The 19,867-nt window shown below is 73.3% G+C and carries 21 protein-coding genes and 1 pseudogene; 13 read left to right on the top strand and 9 right to left on the bottom strand.

Annotation, left to right across the window (positions count from 1 at the left end; genetic code table 11):
• Positions 1-93: 93 nt before the first annotated feature.
• Positions 94-328, bottom strand: a pseudogene (locus AQJ11_RS50745) (substrate-binding domain-containing protein); the annotation flags it as partial.
• Positions 329-432: 104 nt separating this feature from the next.
• Between AQJ11_RS50745 and AQJ11_RS04565 the strand changes: the two are divergent.
• Positions 433-636 (top strand): hypothetical protein, encoded by a 204-nt coding sequence (locus AQJ11_RS04565; protein ID WP_059261962.1) that lies wholly within the window; start codon positions 433-435, stop codon positions 634-636.
• A 92-nt stretch (positions 637-728) separates the two neighbouring features.
• Here AQJ11_RS04565 and AQJ11_RS04560 read toward each other — a convergent pair whose 3' ends face one another.
• From AQJ11_RS04560 to AQJ11_RS04545, 4 genes are all read right to left on the bottom strand, one after another.
• Positions 729-983 (bottom strand): hypothetical protein, encoded by a 255-nt coding sequence (locus tag AQJ11_RS04560; protein ID WP_244218105.1) that lies wholly within the window; start codon positions 981-983, stop codon positions 729-731.
• Entirely contained in the window at positions 980-1,843 is an 864-nt protein-coding gene (locus AQJ11_RS04555; RefSeq protein WP_014675756.1) for an isocitrate lyase/PEP mutase family protein, read from the bottom strand. The genes AQJ11_RS04560 and AQJ11_RS04555 overlap by 4 nt, the downstream gene beginning before the upstream one ends.
• A gap of 160 nt (positions 1,844-2,003) precedes the next feature.
• Complete coding sequence (locus AQJ11_RS04550) at positions 2,004-2,660, bottom strand: ThuA domain-containing protein (RefSeq protein ID WP_059261961.1); 657 nt, start codon at positions 2,658-2,660, stop codon at positions 2,004-2,006.
• An 88-nt stretch (positions 2,661-2,748) separates the two neighbouring features.
• Positions 2,749-3,324, bottom strand: a complete 576-nt coding sequence (locus AQJ11_RS04545; RefSeq protein WP_059261960.1) for a hypothetical protein — start codon at positions 3,322-3,324, stop codon at positions 2,749-2,751.
• Positions 3,325-3,385: 61 nt separating this feature from the next.
• Between AQJ11_RS04545 and AQJ11_RS04540 the strand changes: the two genes are divergently transcribed.
• Positions 3,386-4,018, top strand: coding sequence for a VOC family protein (locus tag AQJ11_RS04540; RefSeq protein ID WP_059261959.1), 633 nt, complete (start codon positions 3,386-3,388; stop codon positions 4,016-4,018).
• A 133-nt stretch (positions 4,019-4,151) separates the two neighbouring features.
• Here the strand turns inward: AQJ11_RS04540 and AQJ11_RS04535 are convergent, their stop codons facing one another.
• Positions 4,152-5,606, bottom strand: coding sequence for an MFS transporter (locus AQJ11_RS04535; RefSeq protein WP_059261958.1), 1,455 nt, complete (start codon positions 5,604-5,606; stop codon positions 4,152-4,154).
• A gap of 131 nt (positions 5,607-5,737) precedes the next feature.
• Here AQJ11_RS04535 and AQJ11_RS04530 point away from each other — a divergent pair, with 131 nt between their 5' ends.
• Genes AQJ11_RS04530 through AQJ11_RS04520 form a run of 3 tightly spaced genes read left to right on the top strand, consistent with a single transcriptional unit; the run spans position 5,738 to position 8,014 of the window.
• Entirely contained in the window at positions 5,738-6,664 is a 927-nt protein-coding gene (locus AQJ11_RS04530) for a LysR family transcriptional regulator (protein WP_059261957.1), read from the top strand.
• A gap of 57 nt (positions 6,665-6,721) precedes the next feature.
• Positions 6,722-7,585, top strand: a complete 864-nt coding sequence (locus AQJ11_RS04525; RefSeq protein WP_059261956.1) for a DUF817 domain-containing protein — start codon at positions 6,722-6,724, stop codon at positions 7,583-7,585.
• A gap of 24 nt (positions 7,586-7,609) precedes the next feature.
• On the top strand, positions 7,610-8,014 hold the full coding sequence (locus tag AQJ11_RS04520; protein ID WP_059261955.1) for a VOC family protein: 405 nt from the start codon (positions 7,610-7,612) through the stop codon (positions 8,012-8,014).
• Here AQJ11_RS04520 and AQJ11_RS04515 read toward each other — a convergent pair.
• The 3 genes from AQJ11_RS04515 to AQJ11_RS04505 all read right to left on the bottom strand — a co-directional run bounded on the left by AQJ11_RS04515 (position 7,994) and on the right by AQJ11_RS04505 (position 11,395).
• On the bottom strand, positions 7,994-8,683 hold the full coding sequence (locus AQJ11_RS04515) for a helix-turn-helix domain-containing protein (RefSeq protein ID WP_208616440.1): 690 nt from the start codon (positions 8,681-8,683) through the stop codon (positions 7,994-7,996). The genes AQJ11_RS04520 and AQJ11_RS04515 overlap by 21 nt on opposite strands.
• 172 nt (positions 8,684-8,855) lie before the next feature.
• Positions 8,856-9,923 (bottom strand): VC0807 family protein, encoded by a 1,068-nt coding sequence (locus AQJ11_RS52355; protein ID WP_341846273.1) that lies wholly within the window; start codon positions 9,921-9,923, stop codon positions 8,856-8,858.
• A gap of 272 nt (positions 9,924-10,195) precedes the next feature.
• On the bottom strand, positions 10,196-11,395 hold the full coding sequence (locus AQJ11_RS04505) for a YihY/virulence factor BrkB family protein (RefSeq protein WP_244218104.1): 1,200 nt from the start codon (positions 11,393-11,395) through the stop codon (positions 10,196-10,198).
• A 130-nt stretch (positions 11,396-11,525) separates the two neighbouring features.
• Between AQJ11_RS04505 and AQJ11_RS04500 the strand changes: the two genes are divergently transcribed.
• The 8 genes from AQJ11_RS04500 to AQJ11_RS04470 all read left to right on the top strand — a co-directional run bounded on the left by AQJ11_RS04500 (position 11,526) and on the right by AQJ11_RS04470 (position 19,857).
• A complete protein-coding gene (locus tag AQJ11_RS04500; RefSeq protein WP_059261951.1) occupies positions 11,526-13,160 on the top strand; it encodes an acyl-CoA dehydrogenase family protein in 1,635 nt (544 codons plus the stop codon).
• A gap of 277 nt (positions 13,161-13,437) precedes the next feature.
• A complete protein-coding gene (locus AQJ11_RS04495; protein WP_208616439.1) occupies positions 13,438-14,733 on the top strand; it encodes a GAF domain-containing protein in 1,296 nt (431 codons plus the stop codon).
• 165 nt (positions 14,734-14,898) lie between these two features.
• Positions 14,899-16,233: a hypothetical protein gene (locus tag AQJ11_RS04490; protein ID WP_059261949.1), complete on the top strand. Its 1,335-nt coding sequence runs from the start codon at positions 14,899-14,901 to the stop codon at positions 16,231-16,233.
• 130 nt (positions 16,234-16,363) lie between these two features.
• On the top strand, positions 16,364-16,936 hold the full coding sequence (locus AQJ11_RS04485; protein ID WP_014675742.1) for a GNAT family N-acetyltransferase: 573 nt from the start codon (positions 16,364-16,366) through the stop codon (positions 16,934-16,936).
• Positions 16,937-17,063: 127 nt separating this feature from the next.
• Positions 17,064-17,147 (top strand): putative leader peptide, encoded by an 84-nt coding sequence (locus tag AQJ11_RS52350; RefSeq protein ID WP_309486338.1) that lies wholly within the window; start codon positions 17,064-17,066, stop codon positions 17,145-17,147.
• Between the two features lie 126 nt (positions 17,148-17,273).
• On the top strand, positions 17,274-18,971 hold the full coding sequence (locus AQJ11_RS04480; RefSeq protein ID WP_014675741.1) for a nitrite/sulfite reductase: 1,698 nt from the start codon (positions 17,274-17,276) through the stop codon (positions 18,969-18,971).
• Positions 18,968-19,150 (top strand): hypothetical protein, encoded by a 183-nt coding sequence (locus AQJ11_RS04475; RefSeq protein WP_059261948.1) that lies wholly within the window; start codon positions 18,968-18,970, stop codon positions 19,148-19,150. Before AQJ11_RS04480 ends, AQJ11_RS04475 begins: the two co-directional genes overlap by 4 nt.
• A complete protein-coding gene (locus AQJ11_RS04470) occupies positions 19,147-19,857 on the top strand; it encodes a phosphoadenylyl-sulfate reductase (protein ID WP_059261947.1) in 711 nt (236 codons plus the stop codon). The genes AQJ11_RS04475 and AQJ11_RS04470 overlap by 4 nt, the downstream gene beginning before the upstream one ends.
• Positions 19,858-19,867: the final 10 nt, after the last annotated feature.

The raw sequence follows: 19,867 nt of genomic DNA, 5'->3' as shown, positions 1-19,867 counted from the left end.
CCGCATCCCGTACGTACTCATCGACCCGGCGCACGACGGCCGATGCCGCCCGGGTGGCCGGCTGCCGCTCGGCGCTCGGCCGGACGGCGCGGTTCACGGGCGGCACCCGGTGGGGACCTTCCCGGGTGGGGCCGTGCTCGCGCGCCGCACCAGCCGTGTCGACAGCTCCGTCCGCGTCCCCTCGGGCGGTTGCCCCGCATCATCCGCGCGAGCAGCCGCAGAGCCGTCGCCGCCCTCTCCGCCAGCGGCCGGCGCACGGTCGTCAGCGCCGGGCGACCCAGCACGCCTCGGGCAGATCGTCGGACCCCACCACGCTCACCTCGGCCGGCGCCGCGTACCTGCTCCGCCGGGCCGAGCGGCCGACCGCGTGATCCCGGCGGCGGGTCGGGGCGCGGGAGGTGACCCCGCGCCCGTGGTGGTCGTTCGCCGGGCATGAAGCACTCCACGCGTATCGCAGCGGCCCTCTTGGTGGCCGCGGTCGCCCTGGTCACCGCCTACGGCACGGCCCATGCCGCCTGCCGCACCCTCGCTCCGGGACAGCAGCGCGCCACCGTGGCCTCGCCCGCCGACGAGCACGACCCGAAGGAGGACGTCGAGCTCGACGAGAACGGCCGTCCCGACCTCAAGGAGGACTGAGTCCGGCGACCGGACGCCAGGAGCCGATGCGACGGTGACGGCCGGGCACCTCCCGCGGGGGGTGCCCGGCCGTCGTGTCGTCCGGTGGCCGCTCAGTCCTCCTCGCCCCGGTCGGCCCCGACGAGCGCCTCGACCACGTCCACGGCGCTGCCGTCGTGGTCGCTGCCGGCGGTGCCGCTGCCGGTCTGGAGGTTGGCCGCGCGATCGACTTCGAGCCATGAGTCGGCGTGGGAGTTGTCGATCACGGTGATCAGGCTCCCGGACGCGACGGCGGGTACGGCACCGGCCCCGAGGAGCACGGCGGCCACCGCCGTGGCCATGCCGAGCCGCGGTACGCCACCGCTCACACGCCCACGCCCTCGGGGGTGAGCCGCTCGCGGGCGATGTTGCGCTCCAGCAGGCTGGTGGCGGCCTTCACGCCGACGCCGCTCGCCGGGTCCACCTCGGGCAGCCGGCCGTCGGCCGCCTTCAGACCGGCGAGCGCGGAGTCCATCGCCTCGTGCGCGGCGAACAGGCACGGGGTGCTGTAGATGGCGACGTCCACGCCGAGGTCGGACAGCTCACCGAGGGACAGCCGGGGCGACTTGCCGCCGGCGATCTGGTTGAACAGCAGCGGTTTGTCCCCGACGACCTCGCGGATCCGCTTGATCCACTCGACGCTGCGCACCCCGTCGACCAGCACCACGTCGGCGTCGGTGGCCGCGAGCCGTTCGGCGCGGTGCAGGATGTCGTGCTCGTCGGTGGCGTCCGTGCGGGCGACCACGACCAGGTCCTTGCGGGTCTCCAGGACCTTGTGCAGCTTCTCCAGGTATTCCTCCAGGGGCAGTACCTGCTTGCCGTCGGCGTGGCCGCAGCGGCGGGGCCGCTTCTGGTCCTCCAGGATCACGCCGGAGGCGCCGATGCGCTCCAGCCCCTCGACGACGTGGCAGGCGACCTCGGGGTCGACGTACCCGTCGTCGATGTCGACCAGCAGGTGGTGGTGGGGGAACGCGCCGCGCAGCCGCTGTACGAAGGCCACCATGTCGGGCCAGGCGATGAATCCGATGTCCGGCAGTCCGTAGTACGAGGCCGCGAAGCCGAAGCCCGATACGAACATCCCGTCGTAGTGCTTGGCCGCGATCGACGCCGAGTACATGTCGTACACACCGATCAGCGGTGTGGTTCCGGGACCGGCGATGCGCTCGCGCAGCTTATTACCGTAGGTCAAGGTCCGGCTCCTCCTGTGGGTGGGTGACGCGGGGTGGAAGGGGGGCCGCCGCGTCTCGACGCCCTTTGCCAAGACAAGAGCATCTCTAGATACTCACGTGACCTTCCTCCTACGCCAGCTTTACTCACTCCAACGGCGCAACCGTTTCACCGCAGAAACGTCACTGGGCGGCCGTTGCCGCCCAGGTGAGGCCACCGTTCAGGTGGGCCAGGAAGACCGGGTCGCGGTAGGCGTCGGCGGCATGGCCGAGGGCCGTGTAGAACACGCGTCCGCCTCCGGGACCCCGCTCGTAACACCAGGCCAGCGGATGGTCCGCGCCCATCCCGCCGCCGTCGTACGACGTCTCGTCGGCGCGCAGCAGCACGCGTGCCCCGCCGCTCGGGGCGTGGTCGAAGTCGTACCACTCGTCGGTGAACTCCCAGACGGGCGGCAGCCGCCGGGTGGCGGGGTGGGCGGGGTCGGCGACGAGGGCCCGGCCCGGCTGGCAGGCGGGGTGCCGGGTGAAGCGGGCGCCGAGGAGTTCGCCGTAGTACGGCCACCCGTACTCGGTGCAGGCCGCCGCGTGCACCCCGGCGAAGCCGCCGCCCGACCGGACGTACCGCTCCAGCCGCTCGCGCCCGGCCGGGGTCAGCACGTCCCCGCTGGTGGAGAGGAAGACCACGGCCGCGAACCCGTCCAGCGGCCGTTCGAGGTCCGCGGGGTCCTCGGTGTGCTCGACGGCGAACCCGCCCAGCGCCCGGACGGCGGCGACCGCGTCCGGGATGGAGTCGTGGCGGTAGTCGGCGGTGCGGGTGCAGAGGAGGAGACGAGGAGGCATGCCACGGGACTCTAGGCGCACGCCCGACGGCCCGGCAGGCCGGTCGCCGTGCCCTGGCCCGGCACCGCCGGGTCGGGAGCCGTTGTCGTCAACCGCCTTCGCCCACGCTGTTGTCGGGTGCTCCGTCGCCGTACGACGGCAGGTCACCGCGCCGCACCGGTGCCGTCGCCGTGGGAGCCGGCGGCAGCAGCGCGGCGAGCTCCGCCGGCGCGGGGCGGTGGACGGCGTCCGCGGCTTCGCGGAGCACGTCGGCCGCGACCTTCTCGCCGCTGATCCGCACCACCCGGCCCTTCGCCGGTGCCACGCAGGCGGAGCCCTCCGGGCAGTCGGCCGCGCTGCCCCGCTCGGCGTAGAGGTGGAGCACGGCGCCGTTCTCCGCCCAGTACGCGGCGGAGAAGCCGTCGTCGCCGTTCACGCCGACGGACTGCTGCGCGAGCGTGAAGCCGGGCACGTCGGTGACGTAGACGAGTTCGGGGGCGATGCCCGACGCGCGCAGCCTGGCGTCCAGTTCGGCGCGCGGCACGCTCGACGGGGACGCCGGGCCCCGGGTACCAGCGGACGCCGGGGCCCGGGCGTCGCCGGTGTCCGCCTTCTCGGTGCCGCACGCCGTGAGCAGTGCGGGAAGGAGCAGGAGCAGCGGCAGGACGCGTACGGTGCGGATCACGCGCCCATGGTGCCGCACGGGCGTTCCCGGGGACGGTCCCGATCCCGTAACCTCCTGCGCGATGAACGCGATTCCGCCACTGCTGGACCATCTCGTCCTGGCCACGCCCGACCTGGGCGCGACGGTCACCGCGTTCGCGCGGCGGACCGGGGTCACTCCGGCGCCCGGCGGGGTCCACGTCGGGCTGGGTACGCGCAACCACCTGGTGGGGCTGGGCGGCCGGAGCTACCTGGAGATCCTCGGGCCCGATCCGGAGCAGCCCGAGCCTGCCGGGCCGCGGCCGTTCGGCGTCGACCGGCTGGCCGGGCCGACCGTGCTGACCTGGGCGATCAGCCCGCCCGACCTGGACGCGGCGATCGCCGGGGCGCGGGCGCGGGGCCATGACCCGGGCCCGGTACGGCCGATGAGCCGCCGCACCCCGGACGGCACCCTGCTGCGGTGGCGGCTGACCGACGCCGGTCCCGGGGAGACGGGGGGCCTGCTGCCGTTCCTCATCGACTGGGGCGACTCCCCGCATCCGGCCGGCTCGGGCCTGCCGGTCACCCCGCTGCTGGCGGTGTCGGCCTCGGCGCCCGACCCGGAGCGGGTGCGCGGCCCGCTGGCGGCCCTGGGCACCTCGCTGCCGCTCACCACGGGCCCGTTCGCGCTCTCCTTCACCGTGGACACCCCGAACGGACCGGTCGCCTTCGGCTGAGCGCCGGACCGTGGTCGACGGTGGCCATCGGGGCCCAGGCGATCTCTCGCACGCGGCCGGAGAAGGTGTCCCGCACGTCGGAGAACGCGCTGACCCTGGTGATGGGCAGGGGGTGCGCCTCGCCGGCGGGGGATCAGCGGGGGGCGGGGAGTTCGTCGGCGGTCCGGTCGGCGGGTACGCCCGCCGCGGCCACCGCGACCGCCGGCCGGCCGCGCAGTCCGAGGGCACCGATCAGTGTGGCGAGCAGGGCCGCGGCGAGGGGGACCCACAGGGCCGCCCGGTAGCCGTCGAGCAGGGCGGCCGGTGACGACGACGCGGTGGCCGACACATTGACGGCGGTGGCCGCGGAGAGTCCGATCGCGGCACCGAACTGGAAAGCGGTGTAGAGCAGTCCGCCGGCCAGGCCCTGCTCCTCCTCCCGGACGCCCTCGGTGGCCACGATGGTGAGGGGGCCGTAGGCGAGGGAGAAGGCGATGCCGAGGGTCAGCAGGCTGGGAAGCATCGCCAGGTAGGTCCAGTCGGCACCGACCGGGAGGAACAGCGCGTACGACAGCGAGGCCAGCAGCAGTCCGCCGAAGATCACCCGGGCGTTGCCGAAGCGGTTCACCAGCTTGGGGGTGAGGACCGGGGAGAGGATCGCGTCGGCACCGATGACGATCATCGCGAAGCTGGTCTCCACCGTCGACCAGTCACGCAGCTCCCGGAGGTAGAGGACGACCAGGAACTGGAATCCGAAGAAGCCCGCCGCGAAGAGCAGTCCGATGAGATGGGCGCGGACCAGGGCGCCGCTGCGGAAGATGCCGAGCCGGACCAGCGGGGATGCCGAGCGGCGCTCCATGGCGATGAACACGGCGAGGAGGACGAGGCCCGCGCCGAGTGTGCCGAGGGTCCGCACGGGGCTCGTGTGGGCGGCGCGCTCCACACCGAGGACGAGCAGGACGACGGCGGCGGTGATGGTGAGGCCGCCGGCCAGGTCGGCACTCCGGCCGGTGCGGTCGGGACGCGGTGTCCTCGGCACCAGGGCGAGCGCCGCGGCGAGGATCAGCGCGGAGAGCACGACCGGTGCGAAGAACACCCAGCGCCAGCCGGCCGAGGTGAGCAGCCCGCCGACGACCAGGCCGATCGAGAAGCCGCCGGCCGCGGTGCCCGAGTAGAGGAGCAGGGCCTTGTTGCGCCGCGGGCCCTCTTCGAAGCTGGTGGTGATGAGGGAGAGGCCGGCCGGGGCCATGAAGGCGGCGGCGACTCCGGTGACGAACCGGGCGGCGATCAGCGTCCAGCCCTCCGTGGCGAATCCGCCCAGTCCGGAGAAGAGCAGGAAGACCGAGAGCCAGAGGACGAACATCCGGCGGCGGCCGAAGAGGTCGGCCGCGCGTCCGCCCACCAGCATGAAGCCGCCGTATCCGAGGACGTACGCGCTCATGACCCATTGCAGGGAGCCGGTGGACAGACCGAGGTCGGCCCGGATGGACGGCAGGGCCACATTGAGCATGGCCACATCGATGCCCTCCAGGAAGATCGCGCCGCACAGGACGAGCAGGACCCCCCAGTCCCGCGCACTCAGAGCAGCCGCCGCTTTCGCTGAGCTCATATCAGTTCCTCGATGGTGTAGGGCTGTTGTCGGCTGAACCACCCTCGATCAGGCGCAGGGAGAGGAACAACGGCGAAGATCGCGACGTTCGTTCAACCAGGCTTACCGATCCGAGGGACCGGGGGACGTCGATGGAACGCGATGAGCTGGTGTGCTTCCTCCTGCTCGCCGAGGAACTGCACTTCGGGCGCACGGCCGACCGCATGAGGCTGTCCCGGGCCCGGGTGAGCCAGCTCGTGCGGCGCCTCGAACGCCGCGTCGGCGCACCGCTGTTCATCCGTACCAGCCGCCGCGTCGCCCTCACCTCGCTCGGCCGGCAGTTGCGCGCGGACCTGGAACCGCACCACCGCGCGATCGAAGCCGCCCTGGAGCGGGCCGCCGCCACCGCGCGCGGCATCGACACCGTGCTGCATGTCGGTTTCCCGAACCCGCTGACCGGCGAGATCGTGATGAAGACGACCGAGGCGCTGCGCGCCAGCCACCCCGGGCTCGCCGTGGAGATCTGCGAGGTACCGCTCGCCGATCCGTACGGGCAGCTGCGCAAGGGCGAGTTCGACCTCCAGATCGCCGAACTGCCCGTGCGTGAGGAGGATCTGGGCGAGGGCCCGACGCTGCTCACGGAGGAGCGCGTTCTCGCCGTCGGCTCGGCACATCCCCTCGCCGCCCGGGACGCGGTCCGTCTGGAGGACCTGGCCGACGTACCGCTGCTCTCGATCATCGGCGACGTGCCCGACTACTGGCTCGCGCACCACCTCCCCGCTCACACACCGAGCGGCCGGCCGATCGCCCGCGGCCCCGGCATGACCACCATGCAGGAGGCGCTGATGCTGGTCGCCGCCGGCAAGGGCGCGGTGCTCGCACCCGCGCACACGGCCCTGTACCACGCCCGCCCCGGTGTCGCCTACGTCCCGTTCACGGACGCGGAGCCGACCGGCTACGGCCTGGTCTGGCGGGCCGGGCACACCACCGGCGCGGTACAAGCCTTCGTCAGCGCCGCCCGCGAGGTCGCGAGGAGCATGGCACGGCCGGCTCCCGGGCACCGCACCCCGCACAATTGAACACGTTCAAATGCACGCCTAGTATCGGCCCCCTCGCTGTCGCGCGAAGGAGGGGGCATGCGCAAGGGGGAGAAGTCCGCCGCGAGTGGGCTCCGGCACGGGCTCGGGCAACTGGTGCGGTTCGGGGTGGTCCAGGCCCGCGCCTGCGCCTTCGCCGTGGCGCTGTTGGCCGGGATCGGCGCCTCCCGGCTGCTGCCCCCGCTGCCGGTGGCGCGCTACGACCTGGTCCTCGTCTACGGCGTGCTGCTCACCCTCGTCGCCCGCCGGGTGGGCTGGGAGACCCGGCGGGACACCGCCGTGATCGCCGTCTGCCATGTGCTGGGTCTGCTGTTCGAGCTGGTCAAGGTGCACCTCGGGTCGTGGAGTTACCCCGAGGACGCTCTCACCAAGGTCGCCGGAGTGCCGCTGTACGGCGGCTTCATGTACGCGGCGGTCGCCAGTTACGTGTGCCGGGCCCGGCGGCTGATGGAACTGCGCTTCACCCGCTACCGCGCCGCCGCCACGACCCTGGTGGCCGCCGCCGTCTACCTGAACTTCTTCACCCATCACTGGATACCGGACCTGCGCTGGCCGCTCGCGGCGGCGATGACCGCCGCGACCGCCGGGACCTGGGTGGGCTTCAGCGTGGGCGCCCGCCGCTACCGCATGCCGCTCACCGTCTCCTTCGTGCTGATCGGCTTCTTCCTGTGGGTCGCCGAGAACGCCGCGACCTATGCGGGCGCCTGGAGCTACCCGCAGCAGCTCGGCGGCTGGCAGCCGGTGCCGCTGACCAAGTTCGGCGCCTGGTCCCTGCTGATCAGCGTGACGTTCGTACTCGTCGAACACCTCGGCACGGCCGGCCGGGACCGCCGCGCGGCCCGCCCGGAGCCGGCTCCGCGACCGTGCCCGCCGCCGGTGTCCGATTCCTTCAAGACCGGCTGACCGGCCGCTGCCTACGGTGGCCGCATGACCGTACGATTCGCCGTGATCGGCCTGGCCGCCTCCGACCTGGCCGCCTCCCTCGCCTTCTACCGCCGCCTCGGGCTGGTCTTCCCCGACGGAGCCGAGGACCAGCCCCATGTCGAGGCCGAACTGCCCGGCGCCCTGGTGCTCGCCCTGGACACCGAGGAGACCGTCCGCTCCTTCCATCCCGGCTGGCGGCCGTCCGCCGGCGGAGGGCGGGTCGCGCTCGCCTTCCGCTGTGACTCCCCCGCCGAGGTCGACGCCCGCTACCAGGAGCTGGTGGCCGCCGGTCACCACGGGGAACTGGGGCCGTGGGACGCCTTCTGGGGGCAGCGCTACGCCACCGTGCACGACCCCGACGGCAACGCGGTCGACCTGTTCGCCCCGCTACCCGCGCCCGGCGAATAGTTCCCCGAGCGGCATCCCCGCCAGCTCCCGCACCTCCCGCGCCAGATGGGACTGGTCCGCATAGCCCGCGCGGACCGCCGTCTGCGCGTACGGCGTCCCGGAGCGGGCCAGGGCCAGCGCCCGCTGGAGGCGCAGGACGCGGGCCAGGGTCTTCGGACCGTACCCGAAGGCGGTCAGGCAGCGGCGGTGCAGCCGGCGTTCACCGAGGCCCAGTGCGGCGGCCGTCGCGGCCACCGTGCGGCCCTCGTCCAGGCACTCCACCACCCGGCGCAGCAGCGGGTCCGGGGCACCCGCCTCCGCCGCCCGGTCGAGGGCGATGTCCTCCAGTGCGCTCGCCGGGTCGGGGGCCGCCGCGACCCGGTCGCACAGCCGGCGGACGCTCGCGGCGGGCCAGAGGTCCGCCAACTCCACGCGGCGGTCCCGCAGTTCATGCGCCGGAACGCCGAGCAACGCGGGTGCCGTGCCGGGGAAGAAGCGGATGCCCGCCCAGGAACGCGCCGGGCCCTCGGGGAGGTAGGGGCGGGTGTCGGGACCGGCTACCAGCAGCCGCCCCTCGCTCCACAGCAGATCCATGCACCCATCGGGCAACACGGGCCGGGCGCCGACACCGACCGGAGAGTTCCTCCACACGACCGCACCGGCCAACCGGGACATCCGCTCCGCATACACGACGGCCAGCGTACGCCGCCCACGGATGACCGCTGGGCCTCCTCGGACGGCCCGAAGGGCGGACCGGGAAGGCGAGCACACGCGGGCGGAACCGCCGCCGGGTGACCTGGCGAGGTGGCCGGGCCGCCCGGACGGGGCGCGCCCGGGTGGTCTGCGGAAGGCGAGGGTGCCGTCAGCTCGGACGCGGGGACGCCGGGGAGGGGCTGCCTCGGTGGACCGTCGCCGGTGCCGGGGTTCCGAACAGCGGGAGGGCGTGCCGTATGCGGAAGCGGCGGGTGTACACGGCGGTGGCCCCGGCGGTCAGGACCAGCAGGAGCAGCGAGAGGGCACGGTCCAGCAGCGGCACCGCGTCGGTCGGCAGCGTCGCGGCGGCGGCCGAGCCGAGGGCACCGTCGAGGAGCTGCTCGGCCCCCCACAGCGCAGTGAGGACACGCAGGGCTCGGCGGAACGGGGCACTGTCCTGCCAGATCCTGTCCCGTGCGCGGGCCGCGCCGCCCCGGTGCAGTCGCTGTCCCACCTGGAACGCCAGGGGTCTGCCGGTGAACGCGGTGCCGAGCGCCCAGCCGCCGACCGCGAGGGACAGTGCCGCGTTCTTGAACAGCAGGACGCGGGGGCCGCCACCGATCAAGGACACCAGCGCGGCGGCGGCCAGCAGGACCGTGAAGAACAGGTCGACGCCGTCGATCCGGCGGTGCCGGGCCGCGCCGGCCAGCAGACGCAGCGCCGGTGGCGCACCGCTCAGCAGCAGGGCCGACGCCTGACCGGCGCCGAGTGCCCGGGCCACGTAGTAGACGAGGAGCGGGAGGACGAGGTCCACGGCGAGGGAGAGCAGGGCGCCGCGAGCGGTCCCGGACGGCCTCGCAGGCTCGGGAGGCTCGGCGGACGCGGACCCGTCCGTCGCGTCTGTCCCACGGAAGCCGCCGGTCCCGGCACTCCCGAGCGTCCTGGTGCTTCCGAGCCTCCCGGTGGTCCTGGCGCTCCCGATCCGCCCGGCGGCGGCCCCGCCGATCCCGGCAGTCCCGACGCTCCCGATTGCTCCCGGTGGCCCCACCGATCCCGCAATCCCGACGTTCCTTCCAGGGGCCCCACAGATACCGGCTGTCCCACCGATCCCGGCGGTCCCGGCGCTCCCGATCCGCCCAATGGCCCCGCCGACCCCGGTAGCCCCGGCGTCCCCGCCCGTGCCGCCCGCCCTCCCCCTCGTACCACTGCGTCCCGTGTGTCCCGTCGGATCCGCCATGTCCGCCGCCTCCTCGCCCGGTGCCGAAAGCCGTACCGGGCGGCGTGACGAACCACGGCGCTGCCCGGCTGTCCGCACTGGCCGGACGCCCCGGCCTGCGCGTGCACGATCTTCACGCTAGGTGCGAGGCGGTGCCCGGCGGATCGGCGCAGGGGTGGAGTGCCGGGTGGACATTCCGGGGACAAGCGCAGCCGCCTTCTCCACCGCAGGGTCCACACCCGGGGGTGGAGACGGCCCGACGGGGGTCAGGGAAGGCCGCCCCCCTCATACGGTCACTGCACCGGGTGCGTCGTACCCCCGTCCCCGTCCTCGCCCCCGGCGCGCCCGGTGCCCCCGGCCCGCCCGTCCCCCTTGTGCGCGTGGTGCGGGTTCTTCGCGTGGGTGCGCAGGCGGGCCGTCACGTCCTCCGGGGGCAGGAAGCGGGACCAGCGCTCGGGGAACTCGGAGGGCATGTCGGGGTCGTCCGGGTCGGTCTCCCGGGCCGCCGCGGCGCGGGCGACGTACTCGGCGACCTGCGCGTGCCGCACCCGCTCGTTGGCCTCGCGCGCGGCGGCCGTGGCCGCGGCCGGCCAGACCCGGTCGATGGCCGCGTTCACGGCCGCGCCGACGAGCACGGCGAACGCGGACACACCGATCCACAGCAGGACGGCGACGGCGGCGGCGAGGGAGCCGTAGATGGTGGCGCCCTCGATGGTGCTGGTGAGGTAGATGCGCAGCAGGAAGCTGCCGAGGACCCACATGGCGAGGGCGACCAGCGCGCCGGGCACGTCCTCGATCCACGGCGAGCGGACCGGCACCGAGACGTGGTACAGGGTCGTCAGGAAGACGATGGACAGGACGATCACGACCGGCCAGTACAGGACCTGGACGACCGTCTCCGACCAGGGCAGGATCCGCACCACCGCGTCGGGCCCGGCCACCATCAGCGGCAGTGCCACCGAGCCGATCAGCAGCGCCACGATGAACAGCAGGAACGCCATGATCCGGGTCTTCACGATGCCCCGGACGCCGTCGAGGCCGTACATGACGGTGATGGTGTCGATGAAGACGTTCACCGCGCGCGAGCCCGACCACAGGGCGAACAGGAAGCCGATGGAGATGACGTCGGGCCGGCCGCCCTTCATCACGTCGTGCAGGATCGGCTCGGCGATGTCCTTGACGCCCTTGTCGGACAGCACCGTGCGGGAGGCCTCCAGGAGGTTGGTCTCCAGGCTGTGGATGGTGTCGGCGCCGGTCCAGTCGTCGACGTAGCCGAGCAGTCCGATCAGGCTCAGCAGCAGCGGCGGCACGGACAGCAGCGTGAAGAACGCCGCCTCGGCCGCCAGGCCCAGGATGCGGTACTCCATGCAGGAGTTGACGGTGTCCTTGAGCAACAGCCAGGCGGTCCTGCGCTTGGAGACGTTCCGGTAGAGGGCTCTGGCGCGGTGGAGCCGGCCGGCCGGCCGCTCGGGGGTTTCACTTGCTGGCTGCACGACCTAACGGTAGCCGCCGCACCGGGCCGCCCTCACCTTCCGGGGGCGATCACCGAGCGGACGCATCGATTTCCGGCGCTGTGCCACTCCGCCAGCCATCACCGCCGCCGTCCCGGGTAGGTTCGCTTTCATGGCAGGCACCTCCACCCACACCGTGACGAACCAGCCGCCTCCGCTGGCCGGCTACGACGTCTTCACCGCCGACCGGGCCCTCGCCGAGGCCGTCGACCGGTACACCGGCGCCGATGTCCTCAAGGAGGTGCGCGCCGAGCTGTCCGCGCTGGGCCGGGCCGCCGGTTCGGCGCAGCTCCAGGAGTGGGCGGTGCAGGCGAACGAGCATCCGCCCCGGCTGCGCAGCCACGACCGGTACGGCCACCGGATCGACGAGGTCGACTTCCACCCGGCCTGGCACCGGCTGCTCGGCAAGGGCGTCTCGGCCGGGCTGACCGGCGCCTGGACGCGCCCGTCGGGGCACGTGCGGCGGGCGGCCGGGTTCCTGGTCTGGACGCAGGTCGAGGCGGGCACCTGCTGCCCGCTGTCGATGACGCACGCGGCGGTGCCCGCCCTGCGCGCCGACGCGGAGCTGGCCGCCGAGTGGGAGCCCCGGCTGACGTCCACGGTCTACGACCGGGAGCTGCGGCCCGCCGGACAGAAGCCCGGTGCCCTGTTCGGAATGGGCATGACCGAGAAGCAGGGCGGCAGCGACGTCCGCGCGAACACCACCGCGGCACGGCCCCTCACGGAGGACGGCACGTACGTGCTGACCGGGCACAAGTGGTTCTGCTCGGCGCCGATGTCGGACGCGTTCCTGGTGCTCGCGCAGGCCCCGGGCGGGCTCACCTGCCTCCTGGTCCCGCGGGTCCTGCCCGACGGCACCCGCAACGTCTTCCGGATCCAGCGGCTGAAGGACAAGCTGGGCAACCGCTCGAACGCCTCCGCTGAGGTCGAGTTCGACGGCACCTGGGCGCGCCGGGTCGGCGAGGAGGGGCGCGGGGTCCGCACGATCATCGGGATGGTCGCCGCGACCCGGCTGGACTGCGCGCTCGGCTCGGCGGGCCTGATGCGGCAGGCGGTGGCACAGGCCGTGCACCACTGCGCGCACCGGGAGGCATTCGGCGGGAAGCTGGTCGACAAGCCGTTGATGCGCAACGTCCTCGCCGATCTCGCGCTGGAGTCGGAGGCGGCGACCGCGCTCGCGCTGCGGCTGGCCGCGGCCTGGGACGACGGTGGCGAGCAGGAGCGCGCCTTCCTGCGGCTCGCGGTGCCGGCCGCGAAGTACTGGATCACCAAGCGCTGTGCCCCGGTGGCCGTGGAGGCCGCCGAGTGCCTGGGCGGCAACGGGTACGTGGAGGAGTCCGGTCTGCCCCGGCTGGTGCGGGAGTCGCCGCTGAACTCCATCTGGGAGGGCGCGGGGAACGTGCAGGCGCTGGACGTGCTGCGGGCCCTGCGGCGGGAGCCGGGCGCGCTGGACGCCTGCCTCACCGAGATCGGCCGGGCGCACGGCGCGGACCACCGCCTGGACCGGGCGGTGAAGGACCTGTTCACCGAACTCGCCGACCTGGAGGGCGTCGAGGGGCGCGCCCGGCGCCTGGCGGAGCGGCTGGCGCTGGTCCTCCAGGGCTCTCTCCTGGTGCGGTTCGCCCCGCCGGAGGTGGCCGACGCCTTCTGCGCCTCCCGTCTGGGCGGCGACCACGGCGCGTCCTTCGGCACGTTGCCGGCGGGCCTTGACCTGGAGTCGGTGGTGGATCGAGCGCGTCCGGTCTGACCCGGCGTACCCGGCCGGGGCCCCGGAGGGAGGGGGTGGTGCTGCGCCGACACAGCACCACCCCCCACCACCTGGGTCAAGTCTCGGCCACGCTCCGGTGGTTCACCAGGGTTGCAGGGGGTTGCAACTCTTGGGGGCACATGCGCGGAGTCTGTGCCTCCGCCATGTCCGGAACGGCAGTATGAGACGCACAGCCGGTCCGGAAAGCGCCGCCCGGACGGCTCTACACGTGTGTTCGACGCCCCTTTCCGGGAGGACCGCAGTGGGGAACCCGCCGATGAACGTGGCGCGTCTGGCCGCCGTGGACGCGGCGCAGGCGGCGCGGGTGCTGAGCGAGGTGCGCGAGGCCGCGCTCGCCGGGCAGCGTACGCGGCTCGCGCCCCGTCCGGTGATCGAGCAGTCGTGGGGACGGATGCTGCGCAGCGGTGTCGACCCCGAACGCGACTTCAGGTCCGGGCTGCTGCCCTCGGACGAGGTGCGGCGCCGGCGGGAGGAGTCGCCGCTGCGGCATGTCCTGCCGGTGCTGCGGGAGGGGCTGCTTTCGGTCGCGGACGTCGCCCAGCACATCATGGTCGTCGCGGACGCCGACGGGCGCGTGCTGTGGCGGGAGGGTGTGCCGTCGGTACTGCGGAAGGCCGACGGGCTGGGCTTCGAACTCGGCGCGGACTGGCGGGAAGACGTCGTCGGCACCAACGGGGTGGGCACCCCGGCGGTGGTACGGCGGCCGGTCCAGGTGTTCGCCGGCGAGCACTTCGTGCGGTCGCACGTCTCCTGGACCTGTTCGGGCGCGCCGATCACGGATCCGCGGGACGGGCGGCTGCTCGGCGTGGTGGACGTCAGCGGCCCGCTGGAGACCATGCATCCGGCGACCCTCGCCTGGGTGGACTCGGTCGCCAAGCTGGCCGAGGCCCGGCTGCGGGAGCTTCATCTGGCCTCGCTGGAGCGGCTGCGGGTGGTGGCGGCGCCGGTGCTGGCCCGGCTGGCCGGGCGGGCGCTGGTGGTGGACCGCGACGGCTGGGCGGCGGCCGTGACCGGGATGCCGTACGTGCGGCGGGTGACACTGCCCGGGGCGCTGGCGCCGGGCCGCCGTTGGCTGCCCTCGCTCGGCTCCTGCGCGGTGGAGCCGCTGGCCGGGGGGTGGCTGCTGCGGGCGGAGGAGGAGCCGCGGGCCGGTGCCCGCCGGATCGTGCTGGACCTCGCCCGGCCGGGCCGCCGCACGGTGACGGTCACGGCGTCGGCGGGTTCCTGGTCGCGGGAACTGAGTCCGCGCCATGCCGAGTTGCTGTTCCTGCTCACCGAGCACCGTGCCGGGCGCGGGGCGGCGGGGCTGGCCGAGGATCTGTTCGGCGATCCGTCCCGGACCGTGACGGTACGGGCTGAGATGTCCAGGATCCGGAGGTATCTCGGGGAACTCCTCCAGCATCGGCCGTATCGTTTCCGCGACGATGCGGAAGTGGACGTGATCCTTCCAGAAGATCCGTCCCACCTGCTTCCCCAGTCGACGGCACCAGCGGTGACCCGGAAGCGGAATGCTGTGCTCGACGCCCGGACCGAGCGGCCCGGACAGGGGTGACCGTCCAGCCGGCCCCGGCCCCGCACGCGCGTCTTCCACCGATCTGCGCGGTCCTGGCCCTGCGCGGCCCGTTCCTGCCGTAGCATCCCGTACGGGCCTCCCCACCTGTTCCTCGCGTCAACCCACGGATCGCGCGGCACAGTTGGCCCGTCCTCTGGAGGAGAGATGAAGCATCGCGGCAGACACCGCCGACGCAGACGGGGCGCTGCGCTGCGCGCTGTCCTGACCGGCACCGCGCTCGCGCTCACCGCCGCGGCCACCCTGATCAGCGCCTCCCAGGCCGACGTCACCGACGACCCGGGCGCGCTGAAGCCGCTGACCTCCCCGGCGGACACCAGCCGGCTCCGCCTCCAGGAGCACCTGGTCGCCGCGCGCTCCCTGGACCGGCTCACCAGCGCGATGGGCCGCCCGGTCGGCGTGGACGCCGTGCTCCGGAGCACCGACCGAACCCTGCGCCAGGGCGAGGACTGCGCCACCGGCGACCGGGCCTCGCTGCCCGTCGCCCCGGCCGCCACCCGCGCCTACTGCTGGGACTCGGCCGACACCACCACCGGCGACTGGCGGCCGGCCTCGGTGACCACCTCCGGGGACGCCGACGAGGACGGCGTCTGGGGCACCCACCGGGTCGTCCTCGCCGGCTGGTCCCACAGCACCACCACCGGCCGCCCCGCCGAGCGCGGCCTCGCCCGGGTCGCCTTCGTCGACGCCGACGACCCGGCCCACCTCTCCTACCGCTGGGTGCTGCTGGTGGTGCCGGTCGACGGCGGCCGGGACTACCGGGGCCTGGCCTCCGGACTCTCCGGCATGGTCTGGTACCAGAACAAGCTGCTGGTCACCACCACGGCCGGCGGCGCCGACGCGCTGTACGTCTACGATCTGGACCACATCCAGCGCACCACGGTCGACGGGCCGGCGATCGGCCGCGTGGCCGGCGGCTGGTCCGCCGACGGCCACGCCTACGTACTGCCCGCGGTCGCTTCGTACCGCTTCACCTCCGGCCGCTGCGCCCCCTCCGGGCCGCCCTGTCCCGGCGCGCTCGCCCTCGACCGCGGTACGACACCCGACAGTCTGGTCGCCGCGGAGTGGACCGCGCCCGGGGGCCACCGGCGCGCCCGGCTGTGGCGGTACGCGTTCAGCGACGACCCGGCGCGTGCCGGGCTGCTCGCCACGGACCCCTGGGGGCGGGCGGACGCGGTGGAGGCGTACCGGACCCGTGCCGACGGGATCCGGGGCCTGCTGTCGTACCGGAAGCCCGGGGCGGACCGGCCGTCCTGGTATGTGGGACGGCTGCCCGAGTCGCAGGACGGGCACGGCGGACTGTGGCGGCAGGACACCCGGGGCGCCCGGGCGGCCCGCTGCGGCGCCGACGCCTCGGACCGCTGCTGGGCGCAGGACGCGGGCTCCCTCTCCTACTGGCAGGAGACCGGCGAGGTGTGGTCGCTGTCCGACCGCATGCTGTTCGCGCTGCCCCTGGCCGAGCTGGACCGCTCCCTGGACTGACGGCGCTCCTGCCGACCGGCCCCGGGGGCCGCGTCACCGCTCGCACCCGCGGGCGATGCGCCGCCCGGCTGCGGCGGGCGCCCCCGGACCCGATCGACAGACCGGGCCGCGGGATGGTTCCCTGGCCCGCATGAGCAGCACCCCTGTCACCACCTGGTCCCTTGAGCAGACCTCCCCGGCCGATCTCCTGCCCGCCGCCGCCCCCGACGGCGACGTCCGGATCGTCCGCGCCGAGGTGCCCTCCCCCGAGTTCAGCCGGTTCCTGTACGCCTCGGTCGGCGGCGACATCCGCTGGACCGACCGGCTGGGCTGGACGTACGCGCGGTGGCAGGAGTTCCTGGAGCGGCCCGGCGTGGAGACCTGGGTGGCCTACGACCACGGCACCCCGGCCGGCTACGTCGAACTGGAGCCGCAGGACGAGGGCGCGGTCGAGATCGTCTACTTCGGGCTGATCCCCGCCTTCCGCGGCCGGCGCATCGGCGGCCACCTGCTGGCGTACGGGACGGCCCGCGCGTGGGACCTGGCCGAGCGGTGGCCCGGGCGGACGCCGACGAAGCGGGTGTGGCTGCACACGTGCAGCAAGGACGGCGAGTTCGCGATGGACAACTACCAGCGGCGCGGCTTCAAGCTGTTCGACACCAAGGTGGAGCTGGAGCCGGATGTGGCCGCGCCGGGGCCCTGGCCCGGTGCATACCCCGCCTGACCTGCCAGGACAAGCCTTTCGGCGACGCATGTGAGCGACGACACCCTTGTCCCACATTCCGGGACAAGGGTGTCCACATGATGGATGAAGCTGGACTGCGTTCAGATCGCCGTGACACGCTTCCGTCATGTCCGGAACTGGAATTGCCTTGGTGAGTCGGCGGCACGTCGACCTCGGCCGCATGTCCAGCGCCATCTGTCCGGCGAGCTGACGCCTCCCAGCACCGCCGTTCCCCCCCTCGTACCGATCATGTGTGCGCAATGCCGCGCACCCATGCCGCATGCGCACGTACGCGCAGGTCAGCCGCATTCCCGCCTGTCCCGAAGGACGTACATCCATGGCCGCCACCCCACAGAACCCCGCCGCCTCCGCGCCCCGCCGCAAGGTGAGCCGTCACCGCGGTGAGGGCCAGTGGGCCGTCGGCCATTTCACGCCCCTGAACGGCAACGAGCAGTTCAAGAAGGACGACGACGGTCTCAATGTGCGGACACGCATTGAGACGATCTACTCCAAGCGCGGCTTCGACTCCATCGACCCGAACGACCTGCGCGGCCGGATGCGCTGGTGGGGGCTGTACACCCAGCGCAAGCCCGGGATCGACGGCGGCAAGACCGCGATCCTGGAGCCGGAGGAACTGGACGACGAGTACTTCATGCTGCGCGTCCGCATCGACGGCGGGGCGCTGACCACGGCGCAGCTCAGGGTGATCGGCGAGATCTCGCAGGAGTTCGCGCGCGGCACGGCGGACATCACCGACCGGCAGAACGTCCAGTACCACTGGATCCGGATCGAGGACGTGCCCGAGATCTGGGACCGGCTGGAGGGCGTCGGCCTGTCCACCATCACGGCCTGCGGCGACACCCCGCGCGTGATGATCGGCTCCCCGGTGGCGGGCATCGCCGAGGACGAGATCATCGACGCCACGCCGGCGCTGGAGGAGATGAAGCGCCGCGTCCTGAACAACAAGGCGTACTCGAACCTGCCGCGCAAGTTCAAGACGGCCATCTCGGGTTCGCCGCTGCTGGACGTCGTGCACGAGATCAACGACGTCGCGTTCGTGGGCGTCCGCCACCCCGAGCACGGCCCGGGCTTCGACGTCTGGGTCGGCGGCGGTCTGTCCACCAACCCCAAGCTGGGCGTGCGCCTCGGCGCCTGGGTACCGATCGACGAGGTACCGGACGTCTACGAGGGCGTCATCTCGATCTTCCGTGACTACGGCTACCGCCGGCTGCGCAACCGGGCCCGGCTGAAGTTCCTCGTCGCCGACTGGGGCGCGGAGAAGTTCCGGCGGGTGCTGGAGGAGGAGTACCTCAAGCGCGAGCTGACCGACGGTCCCGCTCCCGAGCAGCCGGTCCAGCAGTGGCGCGACCACATCGGTGTGCACCGGCAGAAGGACGGCCGGTTCTACGTCGGTTTCGCGCCGCGCGTCGGCCGGGTCGACGGCGCCACGCTGACGAAGGTCGCCGACCTCGCGGAGGCGCACGGCTCGGGCCGGGTCCGCACCACCGTCGAGCAGAAGATGATCATCCTCGACGTCGAGCAGGACAAGGTCGACTCGCTGGTGCAGGGCCTGGAGGCGCTGGACCTCACCGCCCGGCCGTCCTCCTTCCGGCGCGGCACCATGGCCTGCACCGGCATCGAGTTCTGCAAGCTCGCCATCGTGGAGACCAAGCAGCGCGGCTCGACGCTGATCGACGAACTGGAGCGCCGGCTGCCGGACTTCGACGAGCCGATCACCATCAACCTCAACGGCTGCCCGAACGCCTGCGCCCGCATCCAGGTCGCGGACATCGGTCTCAAGGGCCAGCTGGTCCTCGACGACCGAGGCGAGCAGGTCGAGGGCTACCAGGTGCACCTGGGCGGCGCCCTCGGGCTGGAGCCGGGCTTCGGCCGCAAGGTGCGCGGCCTGAAGGTCACCGCGGAGGAGCTGCCCGACTACATCGAGCGGGTGCTCAAGCGGTTCCAGGCCGAGCGCGAGGACGGCGAGCGGTTCGCGACCTGGGCGGCGCGGGCGAGCGAGGAGGCGCTGTCGTGAGCGAGCGGGCCGCGCCCTTCTACTGCCCCTACTGCGGCGACGAGGACCTGCGTCCGAACGACGAGGGTCACGGCGCCTGGGAGTGCGGGGCCTGCAACCGCGCATTCCGGCTGAAGTTCCTCGGGCTGCTCTCCCGAGGGCTCCGGCGAGCCGACAACGGAGGGGACGAGCTGATATGACGACGGCTCAGGACGAACGGACCACCGAGGAGTTGAAGGCGCTCGCCGAGCAGGCGGGCCGTGACCTGGAGGACGCCAGCGCCCTGGAGATCCTCCAGTGGGCGGTGGACACCTTCGGCACGAAGTTCTGCGTCACCTCCTCCATGGAGGACGCCGTGGTCGCCCATCTCGCCTCGCGCGTGCTCAAGGGCGTGGACGTCGTCTTCCTCGACACCGGCTACCACTTCCCGGAGACCATCGGGACCCGGGACGCCGTGGAGGCCGTGATGGACGTCAACGTCATCACCCTCACGCCGAAGCAGACGGTCGCCGAACAGGACGCCGAGTACGGCCCGAAGCTGCACGACCGCGACCCCGACCTGTGCTGCGCGCTGCGCAAAGTGCGGCCGCTGGAAGAGGGCCTGGAGAACTACCAGGCGTGGGCGACGGGACTGCGCCGCGACGAGTCCCCGACCCGGGCGAACACCCCGGTCGTCGGCTGGGACGAGAAGCGGCGGAAGGTCAAGATCTCGCCGATCGCCCGCTGGACCCAGGACGACGTGGACGCGTACATCGCCGAACACGGCGTGCTCACCAACCCGTTGCTGATGGACGGATACGCCTCCGTCGGCTGCGCCCCGTGCACCCGCAGGGTCCTGGCGGGCGAGGACGCGCGGGCCGGCCGCTGGGCGGGCCGGGCCAAGACCGAGTGCGGGCTGCACGGATGACGAACGAGCG

The organism is Streptomyces corchorusii, from assembly GCF_001514055.1.
Lineage (GTDB): Bacteria > Actinomycetota > Actinomycetes > Streptomycetales > Streptomycetaceae > Streptomyces > Streptomyces olivaceoviridis.
This window is presented reverse-complemented; position numbering and strand designations above follow the sequence as displayed.